The 14502-nt window shown below is 36.7% G+C and carries 13 protein-coding genes; 9 read left to right on the top strand and 4 right to left on the bottom strand.

The annotated features are described in order from the left end of the window. Positions 1-480: 480 nt before the first annotated feature. From A7P55_RS22625 to A7P55_RS12275, 7 genes are all read left to right on the top strand, one after another. Positions 481-2010 carry a hypothetical protein gene (locus tag A7P55_RS22625; protein WP_252727859.1) on the top strand — a complete coding sequence of 510 codons (1530 nt, stop codon included), beginning with the start codon at positions 481-483 and terminating at the stop codon, positions 2008-2010. 122 nt (positions 2011-2132) lie between these two features. Then, a complete protein-coding gene (locus tag A7P55_RS12300; protein ID WP_005005870.1) occupies positions 2133-3038 on the top strand; it encodes a hypothetical protein in 906 nt (301 codons plus the stop codon). Positions 3039-3050: 12 nt separating this feature from the next. Beyond that, a complete protein-coding gene (locus A7P55_RS12295) occupies positions 3051-3725 on the top strand; it encodes a hypothetical protein (RefSeq protein WP_032055049.1) in 675 nt (224 codons plus the stop codon). 141 nt (positions 3726-3866) lie between these two features. Next, positions 3867-4307 carry a hypothetical protein gene (locus tag A7P55_RS12290; RefSeq protein ID WP_227518668.1) on the top strand — a complete coding sequence of 147 codons (441 nt, stop codon included), beginning with the start codon at positions 3867-3869 and terminating at the stop codon, positions 4305-4307. Then, positions 4307-4864 (top strand): hypothetical protein, encoded by a 558-nt coding sequence (locus tag A7P55_RS12285; protein ID WP_096911234.1) that lies wholly within the window; start codon positions 4307-4309, stop codon positions 4862-4864. The genes A7P55_RS12290 and A7P55_RS12285 overlap by 1 nt, the downstream gene beginning before the upstream one ends. A gap of 3 nt (positions 4865-4867) precedes the next feature. Continuing rightward, positions 4868-6424, top strand: a complete 1557-nt coding sequence (locus tag A7P55_RS12280; RefSeq protein WP_171552309.1) for a UvrD-helicase domain-containing protein — start codon at positions 4868-4870, stop codon at positions 6422-6424. After that, complete coding sequence (locus A7P55_RS12275) at positions 6417-7061, top strand: hypothetical protein (RefSeq protein WP_032055053.1); 645 nt, start codon at positions 6417-6419, stop codon at positions 7059-7061. The genes A7P55_RS12280 and A7P55_RS12275 overlap by 8 nt, the downstream gene beginning before the upstream one ends. A 52-nt stretch (positions 7062-7113) precedes the next feature. On the opposite strand, the gene A7P55_RS12270 is transcribed toward A7P55_RS12275, so the two are convergent. The 3 genes from A7P55_RS12270 to A7P55_RS12260 are packed head-to-tail and all read right to left on the bottom strand — an operon-like array spanning position 7114 to position 9999. After that, positions 7114-7539: a hypothetical protein gene (locus tag A7P55_RS12270; protein ID WP_005005821.1), complete on the bottom strand. Its 426-nt coding sequence runs from the start codon at positions 7537-7539 to the stop codon at positions 7114-7116. A gap of 14 nt (positions 7540-7553) precedes the next feature. Beyond that, positions 7554-7964, bottom strand: coding sequence for a hypothetical protein (locus tag A7P55_RS12265; protein ID WP_005005820.1), 411 nt, complete (start codon positions 7962-7964; stop codon positions 7554-7556). Between the two features lie 22 nt (positions 7965-7986). After that, positions 7987-9999: a peptidoglycan DD-metalloendopeptidase family protein gene (locus A7P55_RS12260; protein ID WP_032055054.1), complete on the bottom strand. Its 2013-nt coding sequence runs from the start codon at positions 9997-9999 to the stop codon at positions 7987-7989. 243 nt (positions 10000-10242) lie between these two features. On the opposite strand from A7P55_RS12260, the gene A7P55_RS12255 reads away from it, so the two are divergent. Continuing rightward, on the top strand, positions 10243-10737 hold the full coding sequence (locus A7P55_RS12255) for a hypothetical protein (RefSeq protein WP_032055055.1): 495 nt from the start codon (positions 10243-10245) through the stop codon (positions 10735-10737). A 61-nt stretch (positions 10738-10798) separates the two neighbouring features. Here A7P55_RS12255 and A7P55_RS12250 read toward each other — a convergent pair whose 3' ends face one another. Continuing rightward, positions 10799-13804, bottom strand: coding sequence for a DotA/TraY family protein (locus A7P55_RS12250; RefSeq protein WP_044431666.1), 3006 nt, complete (start codon positions 13802-13804; stop codon positions 10799-10801). 265 nt (positions 13805-14069) lie between these two features. Here A7P55_RS12250 and A7P55_RS12245 point away from each other — a divergent pair, with 265 nt between their 5' ends. After that, entirely contained in the window at positions 14070-14483 is a 414-nt protein-coding gene (locus A7P55_RS12245) for a hypothetical protein (RefSeq protein WP_038350073.1), read from the top strand. Positions 14484-14502: the final 19 nt, after the last annotated feature.

Below are 14502 nucleotides of genomic sequence, written 5' to 3'. Positions count from 1 at the left end.
TTTTTTCATTATCAGACTGATAACAGCTTTAGATTCCTAAGCGTGGTTTTTTTCATTATCAGACTGATAACAGGGGAGTTGCCAAGAAGAGGGGAGGGCTTACTACTACTTACAGTTAAACAAATGAGTAGACGTAGTGAAATGCACAACTGAAAATGATCTATATTAGCTGAGTAGGGGAGTGCCCTATTCACTAAAAAGACTACCAACAATATTTATAGAGAAATTAATTATATAGGCGATTAATACACTTAAATGTCTAGTAGGGGAGGGCTTCTTATTCATTCTTTTTAGTATTTGACCAAGAATACTGGCTTAGTGTTGAGGTTGACCTGATTTAAGCTTTAAAAGGTATTAAGTGCCACTTTAGTTAACAGCTTAAAACCACACTTAAAATCCTTAAAAGGTTTAAGGGGAATTAGATTAAAACCAATATTAACTATATAATACTCAACAATACACATATTAATAGGGTATAAAATGGCAGATCCAAAAGATAAGCTTGTACATGAGAATCATATTTATATATTTACTGTTGTTATGGTTTTAGTGGCTTTTTTGGCTGTATGGTTTGCTTATAAACCTCAAATTGTAGGGTTTTTAGTATACACAAAAGGCATTTTAATTATTCCTCTATGGTGGATACATAGCCTATTCAAAGCTATCGGGCTTAATTACGTACCTTTACTAAGTGAGTTGGTGTATTCAACAGAACACCTATGTAAACCAACAAACAATTGGCTTCCATTATTTTGTCAAAATAAGTTTAGCGAAGTCACTATTTTTCAAATTTCAAAAGCCAGTCAAGCATGGAATTTATTAATATTTTTGCTGGCAACACCTTGGATAAAGAAAGCTTATGACCGCTTCAACAGCGAGCATCCAGCACGGGGCTTTATCAAAAGCATGAACCTAGAAGAGTTCATAGAGGAACAAATTCCAAACCAAAGACACTTACAGGTTTTTGGTCCATTAGACTTGTCAAAATATGATACGAACAATGGTCATTTTAAAGCGCTTGATTCAACTTATGAGTTTGCAAATAGGCATGAGTTAATTACAGGAACAAAAGAGCGCCTTGTGAACATTACAATCAACGGAATAACGAAAGAATATAATGATAAAAGCGAAACAGTACCTATCATAGATGAAGAGAAGTTTTTAAATGTCTTACGTGCACAACTAGGGGATCTTTGGATAACCCTTGATAATTCAAAAGAAACAACACCCGATGAATTATCGTATTTATCCGATGTTGATACAATTTTGCTAGCTTTGTATTTACCAGTAGCATGTGCAACTGATGAATCTATGGATGATGAAGAGTTCCGTAAAATCAAAAAAGATTCAACAACATTAATTAATTACTATTGGGATATTTGCACAAAAAATATACCTAGCAACCCATTGTTTACAATTGAAAATCAGTATGTTGAGGGCGATCGTAAGCTTGTAGGGTTTAATTTTGACTTCCTTAGAAAAAGAATTCACAAATACATTAAACATCCCGTTGCTACTAAGATTTTTAAAAACCATGCATATGTAAGAACTATTTTGTGTGAGGTTGTATTAACAGCAAGACAGCTAGGTGTAATGCCACCAACAGATATACGCTGGTTAAAACTATACAATCGAACTGCATACGCATTCATACAGAATATTGGTAGACCGTCTTTGTTTAGTGAGGGTTTAGGTCCAATCTCGCATTATCTAATTGAGGTGAAATTAGGGAAGCCATTAGAAGAGCCAGACTTTAACATTGGTCTTGTTGGTTTTGAATACGAATTATTGAGTTTTGCCATGACTGAAGCTAGACAAAAAGCTGCTGAAGATGTAAACAGTATTATTCGAGTAGTAGAGTTTACGGACAAGGAATTAAACAACGGATCTTATAACTCTAAAAACAATTATAAAGATGATTTTAAGTATAGTGATGATCATGTTTTTGATATGGTGAGTGTAGAAATACCACAGGATGAAATACAAAAAAACAAGCAAAAAGGGTTTTAGTCTTATACTTATAAGTTATAATTGACCGGTATTAAAACACCGGTCTTTTTTATTTAACTATTTTTTTAAAACCATATTTTAACTATACTGTTAAAACATGGCTTAAAAGGTAATACTCTAAAATGCTTTTAAATAATTTCACTAAAATAGTAGCAAGTTGCGCTATTAGTATTATTACAATCTCTACTTACGCTGCACCATCTCAGGACCTTACTTCTAAGATGCAAAAAATGGGCAAAGTAAAAGAAGTTAAACCCTTTAGTGGAGGTTTAACTTCTTGGATTCTTGAGGCACCTAATGGGAAAAATGCGGTGTTTTTTACAACATCCGATGAAAAAGTCATCTTACATGGTACAGCTTGGGATTCTGCTACTAAAAAAAATATATCTGAGCCTCTTAAATTAACTGCAAAAAAAATGAATGCACCAGCACAACAACCAACAGCTTCCGTTGGGAATTTGGCCAGTGCATACAATCATCCAGTCTTTAAAGCTGTAAAAACGCTTTCAGGGTTTAAAGAGGGAAAAGCGAATGATAACAACACTGTTTACATCATTTACGATCCACGCTGTAAATATTGTCACGAAACATTCAACCTTTCTCGCTCATACGTTAAAAGCGGTGCAACTATTAAATGGATTCCAGCTTTAGTTCTAAACCAAAGTGAAAACGGAAAACAATTAGCTGCTGGAATTCTTCGTAAACCATCTGAAGATACTATTAATAAAACCTTTAATGGAACAGATGAAGAAATTAACTCAATTAAAGTGATTCCTACACCACAGGAACTTGCTGAGTTGGATAAACACTTAGGCGCTCTTCAATCTATCTTCTTCTATCACGAAGATATTGTTGCAATGCCAAAAGAAGATCGTGAACAGCGAGAAGCAATTCGTAGCGCTGGACAAAAGCCACAGCCACTAACTGCTGGTGTACCAGTTGCTATCTTTGTAAATAAAAAGACTGGAAAAGTTGAAGCTCGTAGAGGAACTTCAGAAACAGCCACTCTTGACTATATTTTCAAATAAGAGGGAATTGAGATGAACAAAACTCAATTGAAAGCTTTCCAATCGATTGTCGGTAACTTTTCACCTTATTTCTCTAAGATAAACAATGAGTCTATGTTTTTAGATTCTGACCTTTCTGGAGATACGGATAGAAATCGCCAGGTGAGCATCTTCAATATAGATGCAAAGGCCACAGATCTACTATTAACGATCAAAGGATTTGATCAGGTCGAGAATAATTTGTTTAGAGGACAAGTTTTCTTAAATTCTGACGAAAACACAGAAATTCTTATTAGTGAGCCATGCTATTACTTAAACAAAAGCAAGGTTCGTTTCAGTACAAATGAACTTCAAAGCTACATAAAGGAAGTTTGGCATCAAGCTCTAAATGAATATAAGGCTGATGTTACAGACAGCACTATACGTTCTAATGAAGAAAAATACAGCTTATCTTTAGCAGATAGATTCTCTAGTTTTAAAAAGTCTTGGCCAGCTATGGGCATTGTAGCTGCAGTAGTTGTTTTTGCTGGAGGCGGTTACTTTTTAGGTTCAGGTACTAATGCGAAAAATGCATCTTCAGAAACAAGTTCGCAACAACTAAGCACATCTGATAACCCTGAACTTGACGGTAAAGCCTTGGCTCTTAAAAACATGGGGTTAGATCCTAACTCAATGGCTTTTGATAACTCATGCTTTAAAGAAAAATAAGGTGAATTATCTATGAGAGCTAGACGAATAGAAAACCTTGAAGCATTACAGCTAAAGGCCTCAGAAATAGCACAAATAACCGTTAAAGAGTTGGAAGCACGACACTATTTAGTTTGGTGGTTGAGCTCATATGACCGAAACATGAAACGTGGCTATAACAATGAAACCATTTGTTTAAGCACCTATCAGGTGAATGAGTTTTGTTTTTCATATGCAATCACAAGCGAAGTTGAAAAGTTTTATTTACTAATACAACCCGAAAATTGGTTTTTAAATGATTTAGCTTTCGAGTCTGCTTCTATAGATGAAAAAGGCTTAGTTTTAAATTTAGCTGAAGTAAATGATCAGTTATTCAAGCTGTATATATCGCGAATGCAAATCAGATTTAATCTTGATGAAATTCATGCTGAACGTTTAACACACGCAAAGAAATATGCAAAAGAACTGGTCTTTATTCAATACAACCCACAGAAAAATCAGGTCATGAATGTAGGTGTTTCTATCAATTTAGAAAACAACACAATCAATCGAAAATCATCAAATCAAACGGCAAAAAATAAGCGTTTGAAAGGGGCATTCTAATGAAGAAATCAAACTATTTTAAGGTAATTGGTGCAGTAGCAGTTTCAACAGTTGTTTCACTTGCTTATGCTGGCTTTACTGAAATTAATAGTTCTGGAGACATTGTTTCTAAAGACAGTGCAAATGCTTTACGCACCAGTTTTTCAACACCAAATCAAAATATACCAGCGCCATTACGCACATATTCACTATGGGATAAGATCTCAGAGACAACCAAATATAATGGCACAGTAGAACCGAAGCCAACACCTGTTGCAATTGCGAGTACATCTTCTCAAGCACAAAATATTCAAAGCAAAAGCAATATTAATGTGGCTAACATAGAGAGCCAACAGGAAATCAAAAGATTACAGGCAGCACTAAAAGAGAAAGAAACTGAGAATAACAAGCTCAAATATTCAAACCTTGAGATGCAAGTGCAAGTAGTTGAACTAAAAAGCGATATAAACGAACTGAAGCAACAAGTTAACTTTTTAGCAAGCCAGATGCAAATTGTTGAAAGCGATGTGCTTGTAATGAAAAACAAAAAACCAAGTTCTTTTCTAGCACGAAATTAAGCAATGGTTGGGAAGAAAATTACTCAAAAACCTACCAGTGAACAGCAACGAGCAATTGATAAAGCAACACGACTAAAAACCAGTTTTAAATTGATTGCTTTTGCTGGTACTGGTAAGACTACGACATTGATCCACTGTAGTAGTGCTTTGCAACAACTAGGTAAGCTTGGACTATATCTATCATTTAATAAAAAGATGGCAGATGAAGCTAATCAAAAATTCGCTGAATATGGATTGAATTCAGTCACATGTTCTACATTCCATTCCCTAGCTTACAGAAATATACCCGGTTGGCTGAAAAATAAGATTAACAAGCCTACGTTACTTCCTAAAGATATTGTTCAAAAGTTTAAACTTGAAAACATTCGATTTCAGTACAACGGGAAAAACCGACAACTCACCGATCTAACATTAGCGCTGATTATCCTTAATACATTACGTTATTTTTGTATGACAGTGGATCAGACTGTTACCAATGATCATGCTTACATAGCATTAAAAGAACAAACATCAATTAAGCGCAATGACGTTCTTGAAGATAAAATCACTTCAATTGCGAAAATGATCTGGAATGATGTAGTTGATCCAAACGGTGATTATGGTATTACACACGATTACTATCTCAAGTGGTGGGTACTGCAAAAACCACAACTTGATTTTGATTACGTGATGGTAGATGAAAGCCAAGATAGTGACCAATTAATACTAGATGTACTCAAACGTCAAAAAGCAAAAGTTATTTTTGTTGGAGATCCATACCAAAGCATTTATGGCTTTAGGGGTGCGAAAGATATTTTACAGAACCTAGATCTTGAAGCATTGTACTTAGAGCAGTCGTTTCGGTTTGGTAATGCAGTTGCAGATATAGCTAATCTACTTCTCAATAAACTTTTTGGTGAAACCCGACAGTTAAAAGGTTTACCAAGTAAAACGTCAAAAGTTACCACTTTCAGTACATCAAGTTATGCACCATCTTCATTGAACGCGATTATTTGTAGAACAAATGCTACGGCTTTTGAATACTTCTTTAAGTTTCATAGCTACCTTAATGGCGAAAAGAAAATACGTCTTGAGGTTGATGGAAAGCGCAGTAAAGATATTTTCAGTGGTATTTTTCAACTGAGAGCAAATAAACGGCCAACGTGTAAAGAGCTTCAAAACTTTTCTTCCTACCAAGAGCTTGTGGACCATATACAAGTGTTTGGAGAAGTGGAGGGGGCAACTACAGAATTAAAAACCTTTCTGGATCTAACAAACCAATACTCATGGCAAGTGATTGAGTGGGCGTTAGAAAATAGTATGGCTGATGATGAAACTGACCCAAAAAACACTTTGGTCATTAGCACATCACACAAGAGTAAAGGTTTAGAGTGGGATAATGTCCTAATCGCAAAAGGGTTTAACTATAAAATTCTCGATAAAAAGCTAATGATTTCTGCAGATGAAAAACGGCTGTTGTATGTGACCGTAACACGAGCCAAAAACATATTATTTACAGATGGCATTAATGATTTATTGGAACACTTAAATTCAAAAAATATGGAGATTTCAAATGCCTAATCAAGTTGAAGTTCTGCAAAATAGAGTGTTTCAGGCATGTCACAATGCTAGTTATATTCGCGGAGAGTTTCATCACGAACCGTATATCATGGAGCTAGTTAAGAAAAAGGGCTCACAGGTCGCAGATATAATCACACCACTTCTTGAAATGTTTCATCTAATTGAAAAGGAAACAAAGTCAAACTTTAGTTTCACAGAAGATTTTAATTTCAAGCAACGCCATTTTGAACCAGGTGTTTTTCTCAAAACTAAAGAGATATTAAATGGTGTAGAAACGTTCGATGGCCTAGCTATCGTTGATATTCCTTCAGGATCTTTTAGAAGCATTGTCATAGATTCAGGCGGTGGAATTGCTTCAAGTAAACATACAATTGAGCAGTTTAAGGAATTAAAGGGGAGATATTTAATTCCATTTTATTTTGATGGAATCTACGTGCACCCTCACTGTTATACATATTTTTTCATCGAAAATGATATTAAGAGGGTGATGCCCCTTGAGGCTTATGATTCAAGCAAAGTAGGAAATGAGCAAAACATGGGCTTGCATTGGGTAGAAGAAGCAATTGAATACGGTAATCTTCACTTTGGGTTTGAAGTTGAAACACCAGATACCGAAACAATTATAGAAAAAGTCTAAAACCAAACGACAAAAAAGGGCATCTTATAGATGCCCTTTTTATGTTTTGAAATTAATAAGAAAGGTCGATTGCCACTTGTGCTAAAGATGTAAAAGCAGAGGATTCACACATATAAGATTGACGAATAAAAAACGATGGATTGTATGAACTCACCATAGTTTGACTATCACAGTTTTGGCTAAATTTAATATGTTGTATATTGATTGCTTGCCAAGCTGCAGCATTCTTTTGACTTTCCGCACGAACGTCTTTGATGAAACGTGTTAATGATTGGTTGTACGGTGTATTGCACTTAAGTTCTGGTGAACCGTACTCAGAATCACGCGCTTCATTATAATTAAATACGCATTTTTGATACTCGGCTTGTACCTTGTTATAAGCTTGAATAGCTTCAGCTTTGGTCTTATAACCAGCGTTGGCAGATGACGTAATAATGGTAGCAGCACATATCAAAGCTAAACTTAAAAACTTTTTCATAATCTGATCCTTTATTACTTCATTAATGCCGGAATAAACATTGCCCAACCTAATTTGTTGGTCGCTTTACATTGCATGCTTAGTGTTTTGTACTTTGCAGTCTGGCCAGCGTATAACTGATCGCAGTTAGCAAGTAACTGAGTAAAGTTTCGATTGTGATCAGCTAGAACACGCGGAGCTTCTTCATTATTAATATATTTAGAAGCAAGGCTACCAAGCTGACTTGCGCGGTTATAAACATTTGTATAGCAATTTAGGTGTTTTGCATCAAATGGATCGTTAGAAACCGCAGCACATTTAACGTTTACTAAGCGCAGTTTTTCAAGTTCAGCACGAATAGAGTCTGAGCTAGTATTAGCACTAGCATTAAAAGATGCACATGCTAAAAGGCTAAAACCCAATAAAGACAAAAATCTGTTTTTCATAATATTTCCTTTAATTGCTCTATTAAGGGTATTCAGAATAGTAAGGGCATAAACGCATAACAATACCTTCAAATGTAACGGCTTCACCTAAAGTCACAACACCATCACGAGGGTTTCTATCAAGGTTTCTGTTCGCATTATATTCACGACTAGGACTTTTATATGGTCCACCTAAAACTAGAGCATAAAACCCAGCTATTGTTTTATTATTATAGTCGCTTTTACGTTGTCGTGCTTTTACTGCAAGGTATAAATCTAATAATTCGACTTGTTGTTGAGCACTCAGGGTAGTGATTTGCTTAGGGTTTGATTTAATTGAAGCTGGTATTCCTCTCGCTGTTAAATCTGAAGCATTAATATCTGTTATACCAATTTTAGTCCATTGACTTAAACCATATGCACCAGCGTTGTTGTCAATTTTAAGATTAAAACCGCCAGATTCAAAACCAAGAATAGCTGCAACGTCATTAGGGTTATAACCATGTTTTAAAGCAACACGCTTAATACCATCTTTAACCGCACCAAAAGCACCTGGTATACCCCAACCACATTTACGATCTGGAGTACCTTGTCCACCTTTTAAGATTTGTGCATCTGAATAAACTTGCCCGTTTCCACCTTCATCAAAAAGCTGTTGCATTTCAACTACTGCTACTTCAGGAATAACAGTTGGTTGTTCAGCTTTCGTATAAAGTTCATCTACACGGCCAGAATAGCGTTGAGTTTCTGACGCTGTATAAGCTGCCAAAAGAGCCTCTAAGCGTTCATTTTGTTTATGGATCTCTTTAGTCAAATAGTTTTGTGCATTGATAATGTTTAGCTTTTCAATCAAAAGCCCCATCATCGACATGGTTGCTAATTCATTAAACCATTTAGAGTTGCCATAACGTCCAGTACCAATGTTTTCAATTAATTCTGCTGGCGTAGAATTAAGTGCACCAATATCAAAACCCACATCATCAGCCGTACCACCAAATATAGTTCTAGGCGGTGCATATTGAGCAACATCATTTGCATAAATGGTACCGCTTGCAGCTGCTTCAGGTGAGATAGTACCGTCAGCAATCATTTGAGCGACTTGCACTTGTGCAGATCCATAAGCATCCATCGAAACATCGCCACTAAATGCAAGTGCTGGAAGCTTTTTGCCTTGTTTTACTGCAATGCCATCTACCGATGAAGAAACGGGGAGGGTGATTCCTGTTGATGATGAATATAAGGCATTCCATTGAGTCCTAATGGTGTTACCCAAGTACGGTGTGTATTTGTTTTCTAATGCTTGTCCTTGTGGCGAGACACTAATCACAACGTCCTGAGGTAAATATGGCGTAGGATCTGTTAACTTATATTCAGAACTACCCACATATGGCGCAGATCCTTTAACGCGTTGCTGAAGTGCAATGGATGGATTTTTAAAAACTTGATCTAAGTTTTTATTCAGCCAAACATCTAGCCCACGTTTTGCCTTTACACCATATTCAATGTGCAAATGCACGGCACATGAACCACAGCCTTTATTTGACATGTGTGCGATGTTTTGACCAGCTTGAATACGTTGACCAGGGTAAGCGTTAAATTTTTTTTGATACGATGGATCAGTATGTCGATACATGATTCGATCGCCAGTATCCATCTGCATAATTAGTGGGTTAGTGGTTGATTGGTTGCTTGAACCAGATGAACGTGTGTCATAAGAGACAATAGAACCTGAACCAATTGCTTTAAGTGTAAGGTCATTAGGATTCGCACGACTAATATCAATACCGTTATGACTACCAGCAGCGCCCCCTCGCAAACGAAATTCACCAAAACGACCAGCACTACGGCGCCCATCATTCGGCATGATCGAATATTTATGGAAAATCATTTTTTGAGCGTTGTTAGGAACTTTTGCCGTATTAGCGTTTGTAGCAGTTACGTTTTCAGAAATAGGATCGGCGTTAGCGGTATAAATAAAAGCCGAGCAAGTCACTAAAATTGCGACTTTAATGCCACAGCTCAAGGGCTTTAATTGAAATGAGGGTCTAAATTTCATAAGTGAATCGCCAGGCTTAAAGGAAGTTCTTAAAATAAATTAACTTCTTATTAAATGTCCCTAATATCTAAGTGGACGGATTAAGTATATACGATTAAATACTTATTTTATACTTTAAAAAAAGTTTTTAGGTTTTGTTTTAAGATAGTATATACATATAGCGTTAATCTTATTGATAGGTTTAAGAATAAGGTTACATGGTTTTAATATTTTAATTTAATAAAAGTAGTGAGGTATCTAAATATGTTAAATCACGCACACGTTTTAAGCGCTACTTTCGACCAAGCGATTGACCGCGCTTCAATGGGATTAGACTTTTTAATCCAAAACAAAGTACACCTGAAGAATGAAAATGCCTTGTTAGCTCACATTGAAATGCTAGAAAACAAAATCAAAGGTATTACAAATCAGTATAACGAATTGGTTGCTGAAGCGAACGCACACATTGATGACGTTACAAGCAAGCACAATGAGCTGGCGAACAAGTACAACAATGTTTGCGCCCAAATGAAAGCAAAAGACATCGAGCTTAATAACAAGCAAATTGAGTTAGAAAAAGAGCGTATCAACAACTTTGACTTACTTGTGCAAAACCGTTCATATAACAATTTGAACCGTGCTTACAGTCATGCAGTTGGTCAGCTAGAGAAAGATCAACAGCAACTTGTTAATATCGGCGTTCGTAGATTTATTTTTAACTCTACAAGCAAAAACAACATTCAGAAAATTAACTTTTAATTATGAATATTTTGATAAAAAAAATGGTGCTTTTTGAGCACCATTTTTTATTGTCTAGATTTTAAGGTTTACCTTTAAACTTAGACAGAGTTGAGCTTAAACCTGAACGCACACGATTAGTCATAGAGCTACGGCCAGAAATATTAGATTTCTTGGTTGCACTAGAACTAGCACCAAAACGTGCATTAGGAGTCGAACCAGTACCATACGTATACCCAGTACCACTTGCAACATTCACACTACCGAAAGTAGAACCAGTCTTAGATGCTGATGCTTTAGCTACACCACGATTAAACGTAGAAGCTGTTTTTCCGTAAGCATTTGCACCATATAGACCACCACCAGTAGTAGGCGTATTATTTGTACCACTTACACTTGTAGCACCCATACCGAATGTAGATTGACCTTGGCTTGGGCTAGGTGATGTTGGTTTAGCACCAAGACCAGTTGTACCACCCGTACCACCACTGACACCACTTGGAGTAATACCACCTGTACCACCAGTTGCAGCGCCAAAAGAAGCGGATCTAGCTGGCATATTTACAGGGCTATATGCAGTCGTACTACCAGTACCGCCTAATGTATTACCACCTGTACCACCATTGCCACCACCACCACCTTTCGGATTGTTTGGACCACCCTTACCACCATCAGGACGTCTACCAGGCGGTAAAGGACGGCGAGATGCTGGAGATGGACCAGACAACGTACTTGCAGCGCCACCAAACTTTTGAATAGCTTCTTTTGAGTTTGTTTCACCCCACTGACCGCCATTCAATCCAGAACCAATCCATTGTTGTACTTGGTCAGCAACACTAAATACCAACCCGTAAATCAGGTAGATCGCTGAAGTCATCAAGAATAGATATAAGAAGAACTTCCAGATAAACGTAATCAGCTCAGTAAAGATAACTGTAAACGTATTAGATGAATAAGCGATGCTCATTGCACCTTGGTAGCTAAAGAACATATCAGTAAGCGTAACAAGAGCTGGCCCGATAATAATTTCAGCCATCCAGAAACCAACAATGATAAATATTGGTCGCATGAACAACGTTAATACCGTGACATAACCTTGTGTTTGGCTACCGACAAAAGTACGCTCAGGGATCATGTGCATTAGCGCCCATAAAGGCAAACCACACACAGCGTATAGGATATGGATGATCCAACCCACACAAGCTAGACCAAAGAAGATCATTGGCATATATGGAATAACAACCGCCATCCACACACCAAGAATCGTCAAATACGTTACTAGCTGACCAAGGATAGGAGCAAAGATATTTTCAACGGCATATTCTAAAGCGTTGGTGCCTTCTTCAGTTACGCCCTTAAGCCCTGGTACCCATTGAACAAGTGCAGAACCAGAACGAGCAGTAAGCACGACTAATTTCATGCCGACAACAGTACCTTGAGCCACAGCTTTATAGACTAAGATTGCTTCACCAGTATCTTGAATATTACGGATAACATTCGTATTGCGGTGCAATGTAGTAGGGCTGATATTTGAGCTAGACGAATTATTATTTAATAATTCCGCATCGCCTTTTTCACCGACCAATACACCCATTACCAATGATTTAGTAATGTTTGTTGCCCAAGCAGAACCATACGCCGAAAACTTTTGATCGATGTTGGATACTTTGTTTGAGTCACCACCATCGGTAGACATTGATATTAAGTTGGTAGAGTCGGCAATATCGCCGTTTGCCACCCAATTATTGTTGGATGTAAGGCTACCAACAGCATTATCCATTGCAACATAAACGGTGTTATAAATTGCTTCACCTTTTGAGTTGCTCATGATTGCTGAATTCAGTGTAGGAGGGGAGAACGTCCACAAAGGTTCAGTAATATACTTCTCAACAATAGCGCGATATTGACCTACTTTAATACGAGCTTCAGGCGTCATCATCCAACCGCGCTGATTTAGCGTATTAACAACAGTTTGAACCGCAGTATAGCCATTTTCAGAAGTCAGAACATTATTCGTTACGGTATGACTCTTATTCACATAATTATCAACTAGCGCATTGAAAGCATCCATAGCAGCTTTACTAATCGGGAATGTTCCTTCCTGTTCAGTGGCATTAGGGTTTACTTGATATGCGATATACCACTTTTCTAAATCGATAAAGAATTGACGATATAGATTGTTCTTTTCTTGTTGTAACTTAGCTTGAACATTTGCCAAAGCAACGTTGATCTTGTTTTGATCTGATTGGCGAAGTTTATAAACAGGAATGTTCATTAATTCAGCATTAACCGCAGCTGGATTAACAACGTTCATTGAAGCACCGCCACAGATCGGCTCTTTTTTGCCCCCAACTTCTAAACGGCTGTCAGCGTAAGCGAAGTTATAAGTAACAGATGTCCAGTTACTTGCAGTTTTAGCGGTTTTATCAATGTAGTTTTGCTTTTTCTCTACTGCAGTCATGCTAACACCAGGATTAGCATTCCCCCCATAAGCACCATCACTAAAATAGCGCCCGAATGCTGGCGGTAGAGTATAAAACTCTTGGTTTAGAACGTTAATACAATGCAACTGGCGAAGCATAACAGGCGCATTTTTCCTAAATCCAAAGATGTCACGCTGATGATCGTGCGTATCTGACAAACTAGCCGAAGCCATTAAGGATTCGCCTAACGTTCTATTATTAATTGTATTGGATACATTATTTGACCATAGCACCATACCTAGCACGACTACTTGAATGAAACAGTAGCCGGACGCCGTAGGTAAAAGTAAAATAATCGAATATAATATTCGGGAAAACATCGTAGTGACTTTTGAATCTTTCCCGAAAGCTTCACCGTCCTGGGCGCTTTTCAAAAGTGCTGTTAAACCAATACCGATCGCAAAAACCAAAACCAACGACATTGCCACACTAGCTACACCGCCTAATAATATATTAGTGAGTAAACCTGATGATGGTACTGTCGAGGCTGGTCCAGACGCATTGATAAACGCATTGATGAAGTCGTGTCCAAAGATAGATGAGAGAAGAGTAACGGCTTGGTCGCCATCACAATTCGGATTTGTCGATTGACAAAATAAACTCATAGCTAACTCACCGTTTTTTTAATGCTTCTTATACATCGCTTACTTAAGACGACTAAAAGCAAAGTGTTATAAATTACAAGTTAGACGTTTAACTAAAAGGCTTAATACCTTTTAACCAAAGAATCATTAAAACCATTTTATTACAAATAACAATGGTTTTTAAATTAGCAATAATGTACCACAAAACTGTTATTGGTATATACAGAAAGTTTAAACATGACTTGCTAATTGTTTTAATGATTTAGTTTAAATACAAGAGACTATTATGGATAAAGCAAAGTTTACATCTCACTTAATTTTACTGTCGGAAATTAATAAATCTGTATCTAAAGATATGGGGAAAGATATAACTGTTTTAGAGTTATCCTACATACTCAACCAAAGCATAAACCCTTTAATGGCAATAACTTATAAAGAAAAACTAGATAAAATAAATACTTTTGAATTAGATCCTATTGAAGTTCTCAAAAAACGCAAGAACCTAAAAATATTAAAAGTATTAAACCTCATGCTTACGTTAAATCTAGACAAAACCATTAAAAAAGACGATATAGAAAGTTACAACGAGTATAAAGACAAGTTTTTAGAGAACATCGCAACAATAGGTTTAGACAGATTAGAGCAAGAAGCGTTAAAGGTACAAATTGAAAATTTATTGAAGTATAATTGGGTATCTTAATACATATCTTAATTTTAAG

This window comes from Acinetobacter sp. Ac_5812 (genome assembly GCF_013072695.1).
In the GTDB taxonomy this organism is placed as follows: domain Bacteria; phylum Pseudomonadota; class Gammaproteobacteria; order Pseudomonadales; family Moraxellaceae; genus Acinetobacter.
Note: the sequence above shows the minus strand (reverse complement) of the source record. Positions and strands in the feature narration are given on the sequence as shown.